We start from the raw sequence: 19393 nt of genomic DNA, 5'->3' as shown, positions 1-19393 counted from the left end.
CTTGGGGCCGGACACCTCATACGGAGTAACGGAAAGTCGGTGTCCGGCCCCAAGCCATACCGTCGCTCAGTGCCTGATCAACCCTGCAAGTCTACTGGCAGCCTGGGCCTGCAGCTCACCCATGTCATTGAAAGGGGAAGGGGCGGGTGACGATTTTCGGTACCCCGTCATGAGGAACCCGCCCCTTCCCCTTTCAATGACCGCCTCACTTCAAGGCAGCACCTTCAAACCACTGCCAAACCAGTTGTTCTGTGATGTCAAGGACACAGAACAAAGCCCATGCAATTGACAGAAGAAGGGGCGGGTGACGATTTCTGGTACCCCCGCATGAGGAACCCACCCCTTACTCTGTCAACTGCTGCCCCCACAACGAAGCAGAGGCAGCAATCGAATCAGACACTCAATCAGTTGAAGCGAACGTAATCAAAGTCCACGGGCTGACGGTTGATGCCCATCACGGGTGGCGCGATCCAGTTGGCGAACTTGCCTGGCTCGACGCAGCGGCCCATCAGGCTGGCCACATAAGCGCGGTCTTCGTGGGTCGGCAACCACTCGCCCACTTGCGCCATCCACTGCTCGTCGCTCACCACTTGGCCATCCGGCGTGATCTTGGAGCCAGACAAAGAACCGATGTTGCGGTGGAATGCCTTGTGCGGTGCGGTCAAGGTGAAAGGAATGCCCGCCTTGGCGATCACGCGGTTCCAGCGCTCGATGCCGCCTTTGGAGTCGGTGATGTAGTCGTCGCGCAGCACTTCGTTCAAAGCGTTGAGCATGGGCACTTCTTTTTCGATCAGCTTGCCGTTTTCCACCGACAGGATCTTGTAGCTGTTGCCCTTCAAGATGTGGTCGTCACCCCGCTTGCCTTCTTCGTAACGGCCTTTCAGACCGGAGCTGTAGAAGGTGGCGGCATTCGACGACTCGTCGGCACCGAACAGGTCGATGGTCACCGAGAAGTGGAAGTTGATGTAACGCTGGATGGTCGGCAAATCGATCACACCGGCAGCACGCAGCTTGCCCACATCATCGGTCTTGAGCTGGTTCATCACATCGACGGTGCGCTGGATGGTGCGGCTCACACCGGACTCGCCCACGAACATGTGGTGCGCTTCTTCGGTCAGCATGAACTTGGTGGTGCGGGCCAAGGGGTCGAACGCGGATTCGGCCAAAGCACACAACTGGAACTTGCCGTCCCGGTCGGTGAAGTAAGTGAACATGAAGAAGCTCAACCAGTCGGGGGTCTTCTCGTTGAAGGCCTGCAAGATGCGGGGGTTGTCTTCGTTGCCGCTGTTGCGCTGCAGCAGGGCGTCGGCTTCCTCACGGCCGTCTTTGCCGAAGTATTTGTGCAGCAGGTACACCATGGCCCACAGGTGGCGGCCTTCTTCGACGTTGATCTGGAACAGGTTGCGCAGGTCGTACATGCTGGGCGCAGTCAGGCCCAGGTGGCGCTGCTGCTCCACCGATGCGGGCTCGGTGTCGCCTTGCGTCACGATGATACGGCGCAGGTTGGCGCGGTGTTCGCCAGGCACGTCTTGCCAGGCTTTTTCGCCGATGTGGTCGCCGAAATGGATCTTGCGGTCTTGCTCGCCGGGGTTCATGAACACGCCCCAACGGTAGTCGCGCATTTTCACGTGGCCAAACTGGGCCCAGCCCTGTGGATCCACACTCACGGCCGTGCGCAGGTACACGTCCATGTCGGTGGAGCCTTCGGGGCCCATGTCGTCCCACCAGTTGATGAAGTTGGGCTGCCACTGCTCAAGCGCACGCTGCAAGGTGCGGTCTTCCGACAAGTTGACGTTGTTGGGGATTTTTTCACTGTAGTTGATACCGGACATGAGAGTCTCCAGAAATTGAGAAGCAACGGTGGGGGAAAAATTTGGTTGCAGCGCGGACCACCGGGCACCCCGCTGCACAACAAAAAAACATCAAACGCGGTTCATGTCGAACTGGACTTTTTCGCCTTTGCCATAAACCTTCAGGGCACCCTTTTCGCCAACAGCGTTGGGGCGCTGGAAGATCCAGTTTTGCCAGGCGGTCAGGCGGCCAAAAATGCGGGTGGCCATGTTTTCTTTTTGGGCAAAACGCAGGTTGGCTTCCAGACCAGTCAAGGCGTCAGGCGACATGGAAGAACGCTCTTCCAGCGCCAGACGAATTTCGTCAGCCCAGTCGATGTCGTCAGGTGCAGCCGTGACCAAGCCCAAAGCCAAAGCGGCGTCAGCGTCCAGGGCCTGGCCGATGGCGCCACGTGCGGCTTCCATGGCAGGCACTTCTTCATAAAAGCGGCGCTGCAGGCGGGTCTGGTCATTGACCATGGGGAAGAAACCGAAGTTCATCTCGCTCAGTTGCAGCTTGGGCGCTTTGTCGGCGTCATCCGGCAGCGCCAGCATGTAAGCGCGGTCGGCGCAGAAAGCCAACTCGGCCAAGGTCCCAGCAAAGCAGGTGCCTTCTTCGATCAGGGCGAACAAGCTGCGCGAAGACACGTCCAGGCGGGCCAGCGTGCGGCGCAGGTGGCCAATGGTTTCACGCACCAACCAGTGGTCTTTGTGGGCCAGCAAGGTCGCGTCAGACGCCAACACGGCAGCGGCATCGCCCGCTGTCTTGAGCACCCAGGTACCGATGTCGAGCTCGTTGGTGCGCATGTGCAAGATGGCATCGTCGAGTTCGCGCACCATCTGCAGCGGCCACCAGTTCACGCCTGCGGCTTCGATGCCGGCGATGTCGGTGGGCTGGGCAGACGAAGGGGCTTTGACGGTGAAGGTGGCGATGCGCTTGGCACGGTCGATTGCTACCGTGACGTTGGTGTAAGCCAGCGCATCGGCCGCGATGGTGCGGTTCAGGGGGGTCAATTCCACACCCTTGTCGCCTGCGGTGCGGATGCTGCCAGCGGCCAGTTTTTTGGCACGGGTTTGCACGGCTTCTTTGAACACAGCAGGCTTGGCGATGGCATCCACCAGGCGCCAGTCCACGGCTTTTTGACCGCGTACGCCTTCGACGCTGGTGCAAAAGATGTCGGCCAGGTCATGGCGCACATGGCGCTTGTCGGTCACGCGGGTCAGGCCACCGGTGCCGGGCAACACGCCGAGCAAGGGCACTTCGGGCAGCGACACGGCGCTGGAGCGGTCATCGACCAAGACGATGTCATCGCAAGCCAAGGCCAGTTCGTAGCCGCCGCCAGCGCAAGCGCCGTTCAAGGCAGCGACGAATTTCAGGCCGTCGTGCTTGCTGGAGTCCTCGATGCCATTGCGGGTTTCGTTGGTGAACTTGCAGAAGTTGACTTTCCAGCCATGGGTCGAGACGCCCAGCATGAAGATGTTGGCGCCAGAGCAGAACACGCGGTCACGCGCACTGGTCACCACCACAGCGCGCACTTCGGGGTGCTCGAAGCGGATGCGTTGCAACGCGTCGTGCAACTCGATGTCCACACCCAAGTCGTAACTGTTGAGCTTGAGTTTGTAGCCAGGGCGGATGCCAGCGTCTTCGTTGATGTTGATCGACAAAGTCGCGATCTCGCCGTCAAAAGCCAGGTTGATGTGTTTGTATTGCGAGGGGTTGGTTTGGTAGTCAACCTGGAAAGCTTGCGTCATGGTCTTGTCTCCGCGGGTAGAGGTCAATGTTGATTTCAGTCAAAAATGCATTTCAGTGCATGTTGACGGGCAGTTTAGTGCAGACCACCATGCGGCACAACATGCACTTTAATGCATTTACTAAGTGTTTTCCCTAGGTAGTAGACCTTGAATCCCAAGCTCACGCGGGACGCTGCAAATGTTGGCGAACCGAAGTACACAAGGCCGCAAAGGCCTGGTCTTCGCTTCGCCCGCTGGTGTTGATCATCAAATCGGCTTTGGAATAGAAAGCCGAGCGGCCTTCCAAGATGCGTTTGAGGTCTTCCATCGCCTCACGGCTGGCGGCCATGGGACGCATGTCGCCCTGAGCGGCCACACGGCCCATGTGGTCAGCGGCATCGGCCTGCAGCCACACGGTGGTGCAGTGCGAGAGCAACAAATTGAAATTGGCCGAATCCGACACCAAGCCGCCAGGGGTGGCGATCACCACTTCGGGGTAAATCTGGATCGCCTCTTCCAGCGCCCGGCGCTCGTAGCGGCGGTAAGCATTGGCGCCATACAAGTTGTGAATTTCGCTGATCTGACAACCGGCAAATTGCTCGATGTCACGGCTCAGCTCAATGAAGGGGAAACCCAAGTCATCTGCCAAACGCTGGCCCAGTGCGGTTTTACCTGCGCCCCGCAATCCAATCAGGGCAATGCGGTTCTTGCGCTCTTGCGCGCTGCCGCCTTCACCATACATCTCGCCCAACTGCACACGGGCGCGGCGCAGATCGGATTCGCTTCGTTGAGACAACAACTCGCGGATCAACAACCACTCAGGCGAGCTGGTGGTCACATCGCCCAGCAATTCAGCCAATGAACATTGCAAGGCGCTGGCCACTTGGAGGAGCACCAACACCGACACATTGCCAGTGCCGTACTCCAGGTTGGCCAAGTGACGCTCAGACACTTCTGCCGCCAAAGCCACCGCACGACGCGTCATGCCTTGGCGCGATCGCAGATTGCGCACCCGCTCACCCAGCGTGACCAAAAAAGGATGGCGCTTGGCTTCTGATTCGCTCAGGTCCGTGTTCAAGTTCTCTTCGGAAGGCAAATTCAACATGGCGTTAAAAATTAAGTGAAAACCCTAGTATTTCAAGGGGCACAAAACATGCACTTTAATGCATACTCGATGGCAGGCACGATAGTGCATGAACCCTTGTTTATACCGCCAACTGGCGCCGAAGAACAGGGCTTTGTGGCATCACAGTGCACGTGACCCTTTTTTTTTGATTTCCCACCGAAAGCCTTGCAGATGTCTCCAATGCTCCCCAACTACTTCGCAGGCCGCTGGCAAGTCGGCACCGGCGCCGGCACTGCGCTGTTCGACCCCGTGCTGGGGACCGAGCTGGCCCGCGTGTCCAGCGCAGGTATCGACCTGGCCGAAGGCTTTACCTATGCCAGAGCGCAAGGTGGCGCGGCCCTGCGCGCCCTGAGCTACGGCCAGCGCGCAGCCCTTCTGACGAAAATCACCGAAGTGCTGCAAGCTCACCGCGATGCCTATTACGAGATCGCCACCGCCAACAGCGGCACCGTGGCCAAAGACTCGGGCGTGGACATCGACGGCGCCATTTTCACCCTGGGCTACTACGCCAAGCAGGGCGCGGCTCTGGGTGAGGCCACCCTGCTGCTCGATGGTGAGCGCATCCGCATGGCCAAGGACCCGGCCTTCCAGACTCAGCACATCCAAGTGCCCACTCGCGGCGTGGCGCTGTTCATCAACGCCTTCAACTTTCCCAGTTGGGGCTTGTGGGAAAAAGCCGCCCCGGCGTTGCTCGCGGGTGTGCCGGTCATCATCAAACCCGCCACGGCCACCGCCTGGCTGACCCAGCGCATGGTGAAAGACGTGGTCGACGCGGGCGTCCTGCCAGCGGGCGCGTTGTCGGTGATTTGCGGCTCGTCCGCAGGCCTGATGGACCCGCTGCAGGCCTTTGACGTGGTGAGCTTCACCGGCTCGGCCGAGACCGGCAAGATCATCCGCAGCCACCGCGCCGTGACCGAGCTGTCGGTGCGCTGCAACATCGAAGCCGACAGTCTCAACAGCGCCCTGCTCTCGCCCACCGCAACGGCCGACAGCGAAGCCTTCAAGTTGCTGGTGGCCGAAGTGGCACGTGAAATGACCGTCAAGTCGGGCCAGAAATGCACCGCCATTCGCCGCGTTTTTGTACCGCGTGCGCTTTACCAAGCTGCGGCCGAAGCCATTGGTGCACGCCTGGCCAAAACAACCGTGGGCAACCCGCGCAACGAAACCGTGCGCATGGGCGCACTGGTGAGCCAAGCGCAAAAAGCCAGCGTGCTGGCCGGTCTGGTCCAACTCAAAACCGAAGCCACCGTTTTGTTTGACGGCAACAGCGCGGGTCTGGTGGACGCCGATGCCAACAGCGCCTGCGTGGCCCCTGTGCTGCTGGGCACCGAGTCACCCATGACAGCCAAGGTGCTGCACGCGGTGGAAGTGTTTGGGCCCGTGTGCACCCTGATGCCCTACGACAGCATCGAAGAGGCTTACGCCATGATCCGCCGCGGCGAAGGCTCGCTGGTGTGCTCGGTGTACAGCGAAGACCCGGCCTTCACCGCACAAGCCTCGGTCGAACTGGCCAGCAGCCACGGCCGGGTACACGCGATTTCGCCCGATGTGGCGGCCTCGCACAGTGGCCACGGCAACGTGATGCCCATGAGCCTGCACGGCGGCCCCGGCCGCGCCGGTGGCGGCGAAGAGCTGGGCGGCCTGCGGGCGCTCAACTTCTACCACCGCCGCACAGCGGTGCAAGGCAGCTCGCTGGCCCTGGACGTTTTGGCTGCAAAAGGCGGCAAACTCGCGGTTTGAAGAACACTGAGAAAACGAGGAGACAAACATGACCCGAACCACCACCCCACCACCACCTGCCGAGTTCAACTTTGCGCAGCACCTGATCCTGGCCAATGCAGCGCGTGCCGGCAAAACCGCCTTGATCGACGACGTCGGCACCTTGAGCTATGGCGAACTGACCGAGCAGGTTCGCCGCTTTGCCGGCGGCCTTCAGGCCTTGGGCCTCAAACGCGAGGAGCGTGTGCTTTTGCTCATGCAGGACAGCAGCGACTGGGTGGTGGCCTTTCTGGCTTCACTGTATGCGGGCGTTGTGCCTGTGGCGGTGAACACCTTGCTCACCGCTGAAGACTATGCCTTCATGCTGACCAACAGCCGTGCCCAAGCTGCCTTGGTATCTGGCGCCTTGCTGCCTCAGCTGCAAAGTGCCCTGGACATGGTCAAAACCGAGGTGCGCCAGGTGGTGGTCTCTCGCCCCACAGGCGTTTTGACGCAGGGCCAATTCAACATGGCTGACTTGGTGGCCCAAAACAAGCCTGTACTCCCCGCCCAAACCCTGGCCGATGAACCGGCTTTCTGGCTGTATTCGTCAGGTTCAACGGGCAAGCCCAAGGGCACGGTGCACAGCCAGGCCAACCTCTACTGGACGGCCGAATTGTATGGGCAAGGTGTTTTGAACTTGCAGACAACAGACACCGTGTTTTCAGCAGCCAAACTGTTTTTTGCCTATGGTCTGGGCAATGCCCTCACGTTCCCATTGAGCGTAGGCGCCACGGTGGTGCTGATGGCCGAACGCCCCACACCGCCAGCGACTTTCAAGCGCATGGTGGACCACCAAGCCACTGTGTTCTATGGCGCCCCCACAGGTTACGGCGGCATGCTGGCCAACCCCGACTTGCCTGCCAAAAGCAAAGTGGCTTTGCGTTTGTGCTCGTCGGCAGGTGAAGCGCTGCCCCGCGACATCGCCGAGCGCTGGACGGCTCACTTTGGCTGCGAGATCATCGACGGCATCGGCTCGACAGAAATGCTGCACGTGTTCCTGTCCAACCGTCCAGGCGACGTGCGCTACGGCACCACCGGCAAAGCCGTCCCCGGCTATGAGGTGCAACTGCGCAACGAAGATGGCAGCGTCATCGCGGGACACGACGAGATCGGCGATCTTTACATCCAGGGGCCCAGCAGTGCCTTGATGTACTGGAACAACCGTGAAAAGACACGCGACACCTTCCAGGGCGTGTGGACCAAAAGCGGTGACAAATACACGCGAGACGCCGACGGTTACTACACCTACGCCGGGCGCAACGACGACATGCTCAAGGTGAGCGGCATCTATGTTTCGCCCTTTGAGGTGGAATCCACTTTGGTGCAACACCCCGCCATCTTGGAGGCAGCCGTCATTGGCAAACAAGACACCGACGGCTTGACCAAAACCAAGGCCTTCATCGTGCTCAAGCCCGGTCAAAGCCTGACGCATGAAGAAGTCAAAGCCTTCGTGAAAGAGCGCCTGGCCCCTTACAAATACCCGCGTTTCATCGACTTCGTGCCCGAGCTGCCCAAGACCGCCACGGGCAAGATCCAGCGCTTTCGATTGCGCGACTTGGAAAACGCGTCACGCTGAAAGAAAAAAACCGGCTCTGGCCGGTTTTTTTCATGGGCCGCCAACCGATCAGGTGTCCTTGCTGACCTTGATGGTCGGAAACTTGGCCGAGAAGTCCTTGGCCTTGGCCGCAATTTTGACAGCCACCTGCCGGGCCACCGCCTTGTAGATTTGCGCCACCTCACCATCGGGGTCGTAGACCACGGTGGGTTTGCCACTGTCGGCTTGCAGGCGAATTTGCATGTCCAAGGGCAAGGCGCCCAGGTAGTCCATGCCGTATTCGGCGGCCATTTTCTTGCCGCCATCGGCGCCAAAAATATGCTCCACGTGGCCGCAGTGGGTACAGACATGCACCGCCATGTTTTCCACCAAGCCCAAAATCGGCACGCCGACTTTCTCAAACATCTTCACGCCTTTTTTCGCGTCCAGCAGGGCGATGTCTTGTGGCGTGGTCACGATCACCGCGCCCGTCATGGGCACGCGCTGACTCAAAGTGAGCTGGATGTCGCCCGTGCCGGGCGGCATGTCCACGATCAAATAGTCGAGTTCTTTCCAGTTGGTCTGGCGCAGCAACTGCTCAAGGGCCTGGGTGGCCATGGGGCCGCGCCAGATCATGGCCTCGTCCGCATTGACCAAGAAACCGATCGACATGACCTGCACGCCGTAGTTTTCCATGGGCTCCATGGTTTGGCCATCTTCGCTTTCGGGGCGGCCTTCGATGCCCATCATCATGGGTTGGCTGGGGCCGTAAATGTCGGCGTCCAGCAGGCCCACTTTGGCGCCCTCGGCGGCCAGGGCCAAAGCGAGGTTCACGGCGGTGGTGCTCTTGCCCACACCCCCCTTGCCCGAGGCCACGGCCACAATGTTTTTGACCTGCGGCAGCAGGGCCACGCCACGCTGAGCGGCGTGGGCGGTGATCTTGCTGGTCACGTTGGCTGACACGTTGGACACGCCCGCCACACCTTTGGCGGCGGCAATCAACGCTTGGCGAATGCCGGGGATTTGGCTTTTGGCCGGATAGCCCAATTCCACGTCAAAGGAGACATCGCCGCCTTCGACTTGCAGGTTTTTCAGGGTTTTGGTGGAAACAAAATCTTTGCCCGTATTGGGGTCAATGACGGCTTGCAGGGCCTGGAGGAGTTGTTCGGTGGTCGCCATGGTCACTTTCTTGAATGGGCCGGAGTTTACCGACAAGACAGCCCATACGCCCTAAAATCGCCGATTACCCTACAAACTGTCCCACCATGTCTGCCCCCACCGCCCAGCGCCAGCTCTTTGTCACCACCGCTTTGCCGTATGCCAACGGCAATTTCCACATCGGCCACATCATGGAGTACATCCAGGCCGACATCTGGGTGCGGTACCAGCGCATGCAGGGCAGCCAGGTGAATTTTGTCGGTGCCGATGACACGCACGGCGCGCCCATCATGATCGCCGCCGAAAAGGCCGGCAAAACGCCCCAGCAGTTCGTGGCCGACATCGCCGCGGGGCGAAAGCCCTACTTGGACGGTTTTCACATCCAGTTTGACAACTGGCACAGCACCGATGCGCCCGAAAACCACGAGCTGGCGCGCCAGATTTACCGCGACCTGCGCGACATCCCCCTCGCCAATGGCGGCTCGCTGATCGAGGTGCGCTCGGTCGAACAGTTCTTTGACCCGCAAAAGAACATGTTTTTGCCCGACCGCTTCATCAAAGGCGAGTGCCCCAAGTGCCACGCCAAAGACCAGTACGGCGACAACTGCGAGAGCTGCGGCGCGGTCTACGCGCCCACCGACCTGATCAACCCCTTCTCGGCCCTGTCCGGTGCCAAGCCCGAGCTCAAAACCTCGGAACACTTTTTCTTCAAGCTGTCCGACCCCCGCTGCGTTGAATTTTTGAGCCAGTGGACCCAGGACGGCAGACTGCAGCCCGAGGTGGCCAACAAGGTCAAAGAGTGGTTTTCGGTGCGCACCAACCCCGACGGCAGCACCAGCGAAGGCTTGGGTGACTGGGACATCTCGCGCGATGCGCCTTACTTTGGCATCGAGATCCCCGATGCACCGGGCAAGTACTTTTATGTGTGGCTCGACGCCCCCGTGGGCTACCTGGCCTCGCTGAAAAACCTCTTGGACAAGCGTGGCGAGGACTACAAGGCCTACATGGCCCAGCCCGATCTGGAGCAGTACCACTTCATCGGCAAAGACATCGTGACCTTCCACACGCTGTTCTGGCCGGCCATGCTGCATTTCTCTGGCCGTAAAACGCCCAATAGCGTGTTCGTACACGGCTTTTTGACGGTGAACAACGGCGAGAAGATGAGCAAAAGCCGGGGCACGGGCCTGGACCCGCTCAAATACCTGAGCCTGGGCATGAACCCCGAGTGGCTGCGTTACTACCTCGCGGCCAAACTGTCGGCACGCAATGAAGACATCGACTTCAACGCCGAAGACTTCATGGCCCGGGTGAACTCTGACCTGATTGGCAAATTCGTCAACATCGCATCGCGCTCGGCTGGCTTCATCGCCAAGCGCTTTAGCGGCCAGCTGGGCAGCGTGAGCGCCGATGGCCAAGCTTTGCTAGGCGCCCTGCAAAGCGCCGCGCCATCGGTAGCGGCTTGCTACGAACAACGCGAATACGCCAAAGCCTTGCGCGAGCTCATGTTGCTGACCGACAAGGTCAACAGCTACGTGGACCAAAACAAACCCTGGGACCTGGCCAAACAAGAAGGCCAAGACGCCCGCTTGCACGACGTGTGCAGCACCTGCATCGAAGCCTTCCGTTTGCTCAGCCTGCAGCTCAAACCCGTGCTGCCAGCGCTGGCGGCCCAGGTCGAAGCCTTCCTGAACGTCGCCCCCTTCACTTTTGAACAAGCCCAAACCTTGTTGGGTGCGGGCCACACCATCAACGCCTACCAACACCTGATGCAGCGCGTCACCCCCGAACAACTCGATGCCTTGTTTGAGCCGCCCGCTGTGGTGGCAGAAAAAGTCATCCCTGGTGGCGAAGAGATCGCCCCCACCATCTCCATCGACGACTTCGCCAAAGTCGATTTGCGCATCGCGCAGATCGTCCACTGCGAAGCTGTGGAAGGCTCGGTCAAGTTGCTGCGCTTGACGCTGGACGTGGGCGAAGGTCGCACACGCAATGTGTTCAGTGGCATCGCCAGCATGTACAAGCCCGAAGACCTGATCGGCAAATTGACCGTCATGGTCGCCAACCTGGCCCCGCGCAAGATGAAGTTCGGCGTGTCCGAAGGCATGGTGCTGGCCGCCAGCCATGCCGATGAAAAGGCTGAGCCTGGCATCTTTGTGCTGCAGCCTTGGCCCGGCGCGCAGCCCGGCATGCGCATCCACTGAGACACGATGCCGACAAAACTTTGCGCAGCAGGGGAGTAATATCCCCGGCATGTTGCCTGGTTTACCGCCTCTGGCGCCCTTTCGCCCCCGCCTCCTGCAAGACCTGCGGGGCTACACACGACAAAAGTTTGCCCTCGACGCAGGGGCCGGCATCACGGTGGGCATTGTGGCTTTGCCCTTGGCCATGGCCTTTGCGATCGCGAGTGGACTCAAGCCCGAAGCCGGTTTGTGGACGGCCATCATCGCGGGCTTTTTGATCTCGGCCTTAGGGGGCACCTCGGTGCAAATCGGTGGCCCAGCCGGCGCCTTCATCGTCATCGTCTACGGCATCATCGAACGCTACGGCTTGGCCAACCTGTTGATCTCCACCGTCAGTGCCGGCGTGCTGCTTTTCCTGCTCGGTTGGTTGCGCCTAGGCACCTTGGTGCGTTATGTACCGGTGAGTGTGGTGATTGGTTTTACCAACGGCATTGCGGTGCTCATTGGCCTGTCGCAGCTGCGCGATGTCATGGGCCTGCAGGTCGACAAAATGCCGGCCGACTTCTTCAGCCAAATCGGCACGCTCTCCAGCGCCATCGGCAGCTTCAACCCTTACGCTTTTGGATTGGCCATGGTGTGTGTGCTGGGCTTGTTTCTTTGGCCGCGTTTGTGGGCGGTGGACTCGCAGTTTCGCCGCCAGCTCGACAGCGTCCAAGGCATCAGCGCGCTCAAAGCCACCTCACGGGTGCCCGCGCCCGTCGTCGCTTTGGTGAGTTTGACGCTGTTGGCTTGGGCACTGCGCCTGCCGGTCGACACCATCGGCTCCCGCTTTGGCGGCATTCCCCAAAGCTTGCCGGTGTTTCAGTGGCCCGCCTTTTCTTGGGAAACCGCCAAGCTCTTGGTGGTGCCCACCTTGACCATTGCGCTGCTGGGTGCGATCGAATCGCTTTTGTGCGCACGCGTGGCCGATCAACTCAGCGACGCGCCCAAACACGACCCCAACCAAGAACTGATGGCCCAAGGCCTTGCCAACGCCGTGGTGCCCTTTTTTGGTGGCATGCCGGCCACAGGAACGATCGCTCGCACAGTGACCAACATCCGCGCCGGGGCCGTGTCACCCATCGCGGGCATTGTGCACGCCGCAACTCTGGCCGGGGTCGTTTTACTCGCCGCGCCTTTGGCGATGCACATTCCGCTGGCCGTTCTGGCGGGGGTGTTGTTGTTCGTGGCTTGGAACATGGGCGAATGGCGCGAGTTCGCCCGCCTCAAGCAATTCAGCAACCATTACCGCCTGATGATGGTCTCGACCTTTGTCATGACCATTGTGTTCGACCTGACGGTGGCTCTGGAGTTGGGTTTGGTGCTGGCTTTTGTGCTGTTTGTGCGCCGCCAAAGCCACTTGTTCAGTGCAGACATCGACTCACACACCGAGACCAGCGTGGAGGCACGTTTGTTCGGCGCCCTTTTTTTTGGCGCGGTGGCCAAACTTGACCCTTTGCAGCGCTTGGCCGACACGGCCCCACCGGGCTTGGTGATGCGTTTGGATGCGCGTCAACTGATTTCTTTGGACACCACAGGCCTGGACGCGCTGGAGCAATTGCACCGCAGCCTGAGCAAACGCCAAGGTCGCTTGGTGTTGCATGGGCTCAATGCCCAGCCGCGCTCTTTGCTGGAGCGCTCGGGCTTTTCCAAACACATCCACTTAGAAGACCCGGCACCGGTCTGAGCCCGTAAAATGGGTGTTTTGTCCAACAGGCCAGCCATGTTCCCATTTGCACGCCCTCACTACACCTCCGACACCACGCAGTTTCTGGCCAAACTCAAAGTCGAGCGCCCTGAACTGGAAGCCGAGCAACGCCAAGGCCGGGCTTTGTTGTGGGACACCGGCATGGACGCTCAGTTCCAAGCCCAAGCCCAAGCGGCACGCGTGGCCCAACAGCCATACGTTTACCAAACCAAGGCTTGATCCGGCCTGACTCTGGCATGAGCACGGCTTTAACCGATCTTGAACCAGCCCCCGAGGGTCTGGACTCGGCCTTGCCCGATGTGGTGGACAACGTGGCGGTGGCTCGTCTGTATGGAGAGCCCTTGTTCTCCATGCCACGGGATTTGTACATCCCGCCCGACGCATTGGAAGTTTTTCTGGAGGCTTTTGAAGGGCCGCTGGACTTGTTGCTCTATTTGATCCGCAAGCAAAACTTCAACATCCTCGACATCCCCATGGCGGGTGTGACCCGCCAATACCTGAGTTATGTGGACGAGATTCGCCAACGCAACCTCGAACTGGCGGCAGAATACCTGTTGATGGCTGCCATGCTGATCGAGATCAAATCACGGATGCTGTTGCCCCCCAAACGTGCGGCAGAAGGCGAAGAGGCTGAGGACCCCCGTGCAGAATTGGTGCGCCGCTTGCTCGAGTACGAGCAAATGAAATTGGCATCCATGCAATTGAATGTGATACCTCAGTTCGGCCGCGACTTTTTACAAGCCCAGGTTTACATCGAACAAAGCCTGCAACCCCGCTTTCCCGATGTGAGCATGGACGAGCTGCAATTGGCTTGGCGCGACATTCTCAAACGCGCCAACTTGGTGCAACACCACAAAATCAGCCGCGAAGAGCTGAGTGTGCGCGAACACATGAGCATCGTGCTCAAGCACTTGCAAGGCCGCAAATTTGTCGAATTTGAAAACCTGTTTGATCCCAGCTTGGGCACCCCGGTTTTGGTGGTCACCTTCATCGCCCTGCTGGAGTTGGCCAAAGAGACCTTGATCGAAATCACCCAAGCAGAAGCTTTTGCCCCCATTTACGTACGCCTGGCCTACACGCCCCAGTGAACGGGTCACACCCGTGGCTCCAAAAGCACCCGCCATGACCTCCCCCAACGTGACCCCGTACGGCACACCCCCTCCCGCTTCGCCCGTGGCGACTCGCAAACCTGTGAGCTTGCCTCGCTTGAACGACATGCGCGAACGCGGCGAAAAAATCACCATGCTCACCGCCTACGACGCCACCTTTGCCGCAGTCGCTGACGCTGCGGGTGTGGATTGCCTTTTGGTCGGAGACTCTTTGGGCATGGTGTGCCAAGGCCTGACCAGCACCGTGGGGGTGAGTCTGGACACCATGCGATACCACACCGAGAGCGTGGTGCGTGGCATCCAACGCGTACAAGGGACCCCATGGATCATTGGTGACCTGCCTTTTGGCACTTACCAAGAGTCGCGCGAACAAGCCTTGCGCAGTGCCAGTGTGCTGATGCAAGCGGGTGCGCACATGGTCAAGCTCGAAGGCGGCGGATGGACCACCGAGACCGTTCGTTTTCTGGTGGAGCGCGGTGTCCCGGTGTGTGCACACTTAGGACTGACACCACAAACTGTGCATTCGCTGGGGGGTTACCGCTTCCAAGGCCGGGGCGACTCGGCCGACAAGCTGCTTCAAGAGGCTTTGGCCCTGCAAGATGCCGGCGCCAGCATGCTGGTATTGGAGATGGTGCCAGCCACCCTCTCGGCCGAACTCACTTTGGCCTTGCCGCGCTGCCACACCATCGGCATCGGTGCAGGTGATGGCACAGCAGGCCAAGTGCTGGTCATGCACGACATGTTGGGCGTCAACTTGGGCAAGAACCCCAAATTCGTTCGCAACTTCATGAACGGCCAACACAGCGTTTTCGAGGCCATGGCTGCTTATGTGCGCGCCGTCAAAGACGGCAGCTTTCCTGACAATGCTTTGCACGCCTGGTAAAGGCTATTTCTCTCATGCTCATCGCCCGATCGATTGCCGAACTGCGCCAACACCTGGCCCCCAGCCAACGTCCCGCCTTTGTGCCCACCATGGGCAACCTGCATGCCGGCCACATCAAGCTCATCGAGCGGGCACGGCCGCAAGGCGACCTGACTGTCGCCAGCATCTTTGTCAACCGCCTGCAATTTTTGCCGCATGAAGACTTTGACAGTTACCCTCGAACTTGGGAAGCCGACTGCGCCAAGCTCGAAGCGGCGGGCTGCGATGTGGTGTTCGCGCCGCGCGAAACAGACTTGTACCCGCAACCGCAGACCGTCAAGGTGCAAGCCGACCCGAGCTTGGGCGACATCTTGGAAGGGGAATTTCGCCCTGGTTTTTTCACGGGCGTCTCCACGGTGGTCATGAAACTGTTCTCCAGCGTGTTTTCTGGCAAAGCACACGGGGTGGCTGTTTTTGGCAAGAAGGATTACCAGCAACTCATGGTCATTCGTCAAATGGTGGCCCAATTCGCACTGCCCATCGAGGTGATTGGCGTAGACACCTGCCGCGCCGAGGACGGTTTGGCCTTGAGTTCACGCAATGGCTACCTGAGTGAGCGCGAACGCGCCGAAGCGCTGCAACTGTCACTGGCCCTTCGCGCCTTGGGCCGTGACGCCCTGGCCACTGCCGATGCACTGGCCAAGCACTTGCCGGCCCTCGAAGCCAAAGCCATCGACAACCTTCGCCAGCGCGGCTGGCAACCCGATTACCTCACCGTACGCCGCCGCCACGACTTGCAGACCCCGCAAGCTGGCGATGCGCTGGTGGTGCTGGGCGCGGCGAAGTTGGGCACGACCCGCCTGATTGACAACTTCGAGATTTAAAAACCTCGAGCACTTGCCAGGGCGCAAGCTGCCAACCTTCAACGGCTGCAAGCAGTCAGTGGCTGCGACCGCTTCTGAACATGCCGTGGGTTTTGCGGCTCAACACCCCTTGCGCCGCCAACTTGTTCATGGACGGGCTGGCGTGGGCATGGGTAATGGCCATGCCCAAAGCGTCAGCAGCGTCTTGCCGTGGCGCCACCGGCAGCTGCAACAAGCGCTTGACCATCTCCTGAATCTGAGACTTGGCCGCTCGCCCATGGCCGGTGACCGATTGCTTCATTTGCAAGGCGGTGTACTCGGCCACAGGCAGACCACAAGACACCAATGCCGTGACGCAGCAACCTCTGGCCTGCCCCAACAACAAGGTGGCCTGAGGGTTGATGTTGACGAAGACGATCTCGACCGAGGCCACATCGGGCTGGTAGCGTTCGGTGATCTCTCGGATGCCGTCGTAAATCACTTTGAGGCGTGCGGGCAGATTGCCCATTTCCTCGCGGGTGGTCTCAATCACGCCACTGGCGACATAGGCCAGGCGGGAACCGGTGATGTCGATCACGCCAAAACCCGTTGTTTGCAGACCGGGATCGATGCCCAAGATGCGCAGCGTTGGGGGTGCTGATGTGGTCAAACTCATGGCAAGACCACGCTGTTCATGCGGGCCATGATGGTCTCGGCGCGTTGCGCCAAATAAGGAGACTGCGGCAATTTTTCAAAGTAACGTGGACGCGGCAACATGACGGCCAAACGCGCCGCCTCCCAAGCACTCAATTGGGATGCACTTTTGCGAAAGTAATGCTGAGATGCGGCTTCGATGCCAAACACACCTTCACCCCATTCCACCTGATTGAGGTAAATCTCCAAAATCCGGCTTTTGCTCAAAAAAGTTTCAAGCGCCACGGTGATCAGGGCCTCCTGAGCCTTGCGCAGCAAAGTGCGCTCGCCCGATAGAAAAAGATTTTTGGCCAGTTGCTGGGTGATGGTCGAGCCCCCAACAATCTTCACTGTGACAGGTTTTTCGGGTTGCCGTTGAGCGCGTTTTTCGGCCTGGGCTTTGGCCTTGGCATTTTTCTCCCATGCGCTTTCCAGGGATTGCCACCAAATGCCTTGGTGCTGGTTGAAGGCATCGTCTTCAGAGGCCAGCACAGCGCGCTGCAATTTGGTGCTCACCGCACTCAAAGCCACTGGCTCTTGTCGCCAAGGCAGTTGACCATCGCGCTTTAAGATTTGCCATGCCTGCGAACGCTGAAAGGCCGTCGATTCGGGCATGAGCCATTGCATGCTCAGAACGCGCAGCGCAAAAAAGAGCTGCAGGACCGCAAAGGCCAAAAGCAACAGAAGCAACCACCGTCCGAATGCGCGCATGGCTCAGGCTCTTTCGATGGGCTTAGGCCGGCAAGTCCTGCGGGCTGTCGTTCAAATCCACCGCAATCGTCACGGGACCTGCGGGCAAGTTGTCATCGTCATCGACTTCATCGCTTTCAGCGGCCATGCCTGTCAGGGCAACATCTGCGTCCAAGTGGGCGATCACCGTGCCATGCACATCCAGCGCCATCAGGTCGACATCGGCCAGTTTGACGCGCACCCGTGCGCCTCGAGGCAATGTTTGCGCGCCCATCACACTGAACATCAAGGGCAGGGTCTCGGCACGCACCAACCAGATGCCACCGCCCATTTCCTTGACCAAACTGGCATCCAGTTCCTCGATCCCTTGCTGCTGCACGTGGCGCAGCGTCCAGTAGCGCTCCATGCTCGACTGCACGCTGTTGTAGGCGCTGTAAGTCGCATCAAAGCCACTGATGATGGAGAACAACTCCGCATCTTTGGGCTTGAAAGGTGCCGCCAAAGCGGCTGTGGCGCCATGCTTGGTGCAAGCGATGATTTGCCATTGGTTGACCAAATCGGTGTAGCGGCGCAGAGGCGAGGTGCTCCATGCATAGCTGGGCACACCAATGCCCGCATGCGGCAGTGCCTTGGTGCCCATGCGCACCTTGACGCCGGGCGCCAAACTGGCCTGGCTGCGGTAAATACCCGGCACACCCAGACTGGCCATCCACTGGCCCCAGGTGCTGTTGGCGAGAATCATGGCCTCGGCCACCATCAAATCGAGTGGCGCTCCGCGCTTGCGGGTGCCTATCACCACGGTTTCGTCGCCAGACGGTGGCGTGTCGTTGTTGGCGCGCTCCAGCTTGAAGCTGTAGTCTGGGCGGTTGAAGTTTTCAGGCTTGCCGCGCACCACTTCACGCCGCCCTTTCAGGGTTTGCGCCAAACGCCAGAAAAAGCCCAGCGTGGCTCGGCTCACCGGCACATCGGCATGGTCACTTTGGTCTTCGCCCTCCAGCCATTCGCGGGTGATGCGCTCGTCCAACTGGTCGTGGCGCAAATTGACCAAAATCGGGACGCGCTCCAGACGGGTCACCGCACTTTGCACTTCCAGCGTGTCTTCGCTGAAGGTGACGTACAGCGAGACCGCCGGACAGTCGCGCCCCTCGATCAAGGTGTAGGCCTGCACCACGCTGTCTGGCAACATGGTGATTTTGTAGCCTGGCATGTAAACCGTGGACAGGCGTGTACGCCCCAACTGGTCGATGGCGCTGCCGGGTGACAAGGCCAAGCCGGGGGCGGCGATGTGAATCCCCACCGTGACGCTGCCGCTGCCCAGCCCTTGCAGTGACAAGGCGTCATCGATCTCGGTGGTGTGCGAGTCGTCAATCGAAAAGGCTTGAACAGGTGCCAATGGCAAGTCGTCTGCAATGGCCGGCGCCTGCAAAGCAGGAAAGCCCGTGCCCTTGGGAAACAAATCAAACAAAAATCGCTGCCAATGGAAATCCCAAGGGGACGCGATGGCACCCGCGTTTTGCAACAAGTCCAATGGCGCGGTCTGGCTGCTCTTGCTGGCAAGGACCACGGCCTTGTATTCGGGCGTGTTCTTGTCGGGGCGAAACAAGATTTTGTAAAGCTGCTCGCGGATCGGTGCCGGGCAGCTGCCAGACACCAACTCGGCCGACCAAGCTTCGATCTGGGCTTGGACCTGCTTTTTCTTTTCAATGGCCAACAGCGCTTGCTGAACGATCTCTGCCGGGGCCTTGCGAAAGCGCCCTTTGCTGCTGCCCCTGCGGAAGTAGTGCGGGGCTTCGTGCAAGCACAATAAAGCAGCGACTTGTTCGGTGGTGCTGGCGGGGGTGCTGAAGTAGTCTTGGGCCAAGTCGCCAAAGCCGAACTCTTCGTCGGAAGCACACTCGTAGGCCAGCTCCAACTCGATGGTTTGACTCAGGGCCGCCGCAGATTGGAGCAAAACAGCCGGGGCCGGTTTGTCGAATTTGAGCAGCATGTGGGCCGATTTGACCTTGACCCGTTTGCCCGAGTCCAGTTCGACCTGCGCCGAGGCCTCGGCTTCGGACATGACACGGCCGGCCATGAACTTTCCAGCATCTTCAAATAATACGTACATGGGGGGATTTTCCCACGCCACCCG

The 19393-nt window shown here is 59.8% G+C and carries 15 protein-coding genes; 8 read left to right on the top strand and 7 right to left on the bottom strand.

Annotated elements, in window-relative coordinates; translation table 11 throughout:
- Positions 1-404: 404 nt before the first annotated feature.
- The 3 genes from boxB to B472_RS07935 form a co-directional block, all read right to left on the bottom strand.
- Positions 405-1832, bottom strand: a complete 1428-nt coding sequence (boxB, locus tag B472_RS07945) for a benzoyl-CoA 2,3-epoxidase subunit BoxB (protein ID WP_019426683.1) — start codon at positions 1830-1832, stop codon at positions 405-407.
- 90 nt (positions 1833-1922) lie between these two features.
- A complete protein-coding gene (gene boxC, locus B472_RS07940) occupies positions 1923-3581 on the bottom strand; it encodes a 2,3-epoxybenzoyl-CoA dihydrolase (RefSeq protein ID WP_019426682.1) in 1659 nt (552 codons plus the stop codon).
- A 160-nt stretch (positions 3582-3741) separates the two neighbouring features.
- The gene (locus tag B472_RS07935) at positions 3742-4665 is read right to left on the bottom strand and encodes a helix-turn-helix transcriptional regulator (RefSeq protein ID WP_019426681.1); all 924 of its coding nucleotides are present in this window, start codon (positions 4663-4665) and stop codon (positions 3742-3744) included.
- Between the two features lie 192 nt (positions 4666-4857).
- Here B472_RS07935 and B472_RS07930 point away from each other — a divergent pair, with 192 nt between their 5' ends.
- Both B472_RS07930 and B472_RS07925 read left to right on the top strand, forming a co-directional pair.
- Entirely contained in the window at positions 4858-6426 is a 1569-nt protein-coding gene (locus B472_RS07930; protein ID WP_026039490.1) for a 3,4-dehydroadipyl-CoA semialdehyde dehydrogenase, read from the top strand.
- Positions 6427-6454: 28 nt separating this feature from the next.
- The gene (locus B472_RS07925) at positions 6455-8023 is read left to right on the top strand and encodes a benzoate-CoA ligase family protein (RefSeq protein ID WP_019426679.1); all 1569 of its coding nucleotides are present in this window, start codon (positions 6455-6457) and stop codon (positions 8021-8023) included.
- Between the two features lie 48 nt (positions 8024-8071).
- On the opposite strand, the gene apbC is transcribed toward B472_RS07925, so the two are convergent.
- On the bottom strand, positions 8072-9160 hold the full coding sequence (apbC, locus tag B472_RS07920; protein WP_019426678.1) for an iron-sulfur cluster carrier protein ApbC: 1089 nt from the start codon (positions 9158-9160) through the stop codon (positions 8072-8074).
- Positions 9161-9246: 86 nt separating this feature from the next.
- On the opposite strand from apbC, the gene metG reads away from it, so the two are divergent.
- Genes metG through panC form a run of 6 tightly spaced genes read left to right on the top strand, consistent with a single transcriptional unit; the run spans position 9247 to position 15921 of the window.
- Entirely contained in the window at positions 9247-11340 is a 2094-nt protein-coding gene (gene metG, locus B472_RS07915; protein ID WP_019426677.1) for a methionine--tRNA ligase, read from the top strand.
- A 49-nt stretch (positions 11341-11389) separates the two neighbouring features.
- On the top strand, positions 11390-13045 hold the full coding sequence (locus tag B472_RS07910) for a SulP family inorganic anion transporter (RefSeq protein ID WP_019426676.1): 1656 nt from the start codon (positions 11390-11392) through the stop codon (positions 13043-13045).
- A 36-nt stretch (positions 13046-13081) separates the two neighbouring features.
- Positions 13082-13285 (top strand): DUF3460 family protein, encoded by a 204-nt coding sequence (locus B472_RS07905; protein ID WP_019426675.1) that lies wholly within the window; start codon positions 13082-13084, stop codon positions 13283-13285.
- 17 nt (positions 13286-13302) lie between these two features.
- Entirely contained in the window at positions 13303-14154 is an 852-nt protein-coding gene (locus tag B472_RS07900; protein WP_019426674.1) for a ScpA family protein, read from the top strand.
- 34 nt (positions 14155-14188) lie between these two features.
- Positions 14189-15058, top strand: coding sequence for a 3-methyl-2-oxobutanoate hydroxymethyltransferase (gene panB / locus B472_RS07895; RefSeq protein WP_026039489.1), 870 nt, complete (start codon positions 14189-14191; stop codon positions 15056-15058).
- Between the two features lie 14 nt (positions 15059-15072).
- Positions 15073-15921, top strand: coding sequence for a pantoate--beta-alanine ligase (gene panC / locus B472_RS07890; RefSeq protein ID WP_019426672.1), 849 nt, complete (start codon positions 15073-15075; stop codon positions 15919-15921).
- Positions 15922-15976: 55 nt separating this feature from the next.
- Here panC and ruvC read toward each other — a convergent pair whose 3' ends face one another.
- The 3 genes from ruvC to B472_RS07875 are packed head-to-tail and all read right to left on the bottom strand — an operon-like array spanning position 15977 to position 19369.
- Positions 15977-16525 carry a crossover junction endodeoxyribonuclease RuvC gene (gene ruvC / locus B472_RS07885; RefSeq protein WP_026039488.1) on the bottom strand — a complete coding sequence of 183 codons (549 nt, stop codon included), beginning with the start codon at positions 16523-16525 and terminating at the stop codon, positions 15977-15979.
- A 26-nt stretch (positions 16526-16551) separates the two neighbouring features.
- On the bottom strand, positions 16552-17283 hold the full coding sequence (gene mtgA, locus B472_RS07880) for a monofunctional biosynthetic peptidoglycan transglycosylase (RefSeq protein ID WP_019426670.1): 732 nt from the start codon (positions 17281-17283) through the stop codon (positions 16552-16554).
- A 22-nt stretch (positions 17284-17305) separates the two neighbouring features.
- Positions 17306-19369: a ribonuclease catalytic domain-containing protein gene (locus B472_RS07875; protein ID WP_026039487.1), complete on the bottom strand. Its 2064-nt coding sequence runs from the start codon at positions 19367-19369 to the stop codon at positions 17306-17308.
- Positions 19370-19393: the final 24 nt, after the last annotated feature.

Origin of the sequence: Limnohabitans sp. Rim28 (assembly GCF_000293865.2) — a bacterium.
GTDB lineage: Bacteria > Pseudomonadota > Gammaproteobacteria > Burkholderiales > Burkholderiaceae_C > Limnohabitans_A.
The sequence above is the reverse complement of the archived record's forward strand: the minus strand, read 5'-3'. Positions and strand labels throughout refer to the sequence as shown.

Bases quoted from the DNA above. Each gene is read 5' to 3' on its own strand.
- apbC (WP_019426678.1), bottom strand. From the start codon at position 9,160: ATGGCGACCACCGAACAACTCCTCCAGGCCCTGCAAGCCGTCATTGAC.
- panC (WP_019426672.1), top strand. From the start codon at position 15,073: ATGCTCATCGCCCGATCGATTGCCGAACTGCGCCAACACCTGGCCCCC.
- B472_RS07900 (WP_019426674.1), top strand. From the start codon at position 13,303: ATGAGCACGGCTTTAACCGATCTTGAACCAGCCCCCGAGGGTCTGGAC.
- mtgA (WP_019426670.1), bottom strand. From the start codon at position 17,283: ATGCGCGCATTCGGACGGTGGTTGCTTCTGTTGCTTTTGGCCTTTGCG.
- B472_RS07925 (WP_019426679.1), top strand. From the start codon at position 6,455: ATGACCCGAACCACCACCCCACCACCACCTGCCGAGTTCAACTTTGCG.
- B472_RS07930 (WP_026039490.1), top strand. From the start codon at position 4,858: ATGTCTCCAATGCTCCCCAACTACTTCGCAGGCCGCTGGCAAGTCGGC.
- B472_RS07910 (WP_019426676.1), top strand. From the start codon at position 11,390: ATGTTGCCTGGTTTACCGCCTCTGGCGCCCTTTCGCCCCCGCCTCCTG.
- boxB (WP_019426683.1), bottom strand. From the start codon at position 1,832: ATGTCCGGTATCAACTACAGTGAAAAAATCCCCAACAACGTCAACTTG.
- B472_RS07935 (WP_019426681.1), bottom strand. From the start codon at position 4,665: ATGTTGAATTTGCCTTCCGAAGAGAACTTGAACACGGACCTGAGCGAA.
- panB (WP_026039489.1), top strand. From the start codon at position 14,189: ATGACCTCCCCCAACGTGACCCCGTACGGCACACCCCCTCCCGCTTCG.
- boxC (WP_019426682.1), bottom strand. From the start codon at position 3,581: ATGACGCAAGCTTTCCAGGTTGACTACCAAACCAACCCCTCGCAATAC.
- metG (WP_019426677.1), top strand. From the start codon at position 9,247: ATGTCTGCCCCCACCGCCCAGCGCCAGCTCTTTGTCACCACCGCTTTG.
- B472_RS07875 (WP_026039487.1), bottom strand. From the start codon at position 19,369: ATGTACGTATTATTTGAAGATGCTGGAAAGTTCATGGCCGGCCGTGTC.
- B472_RS07905 (WP_019426675.1), top strand. From the start codon at position 13,082: ATGTTCCCATTTGCACGCCCTCACTACACCTCCGACACCACGCAGTTT.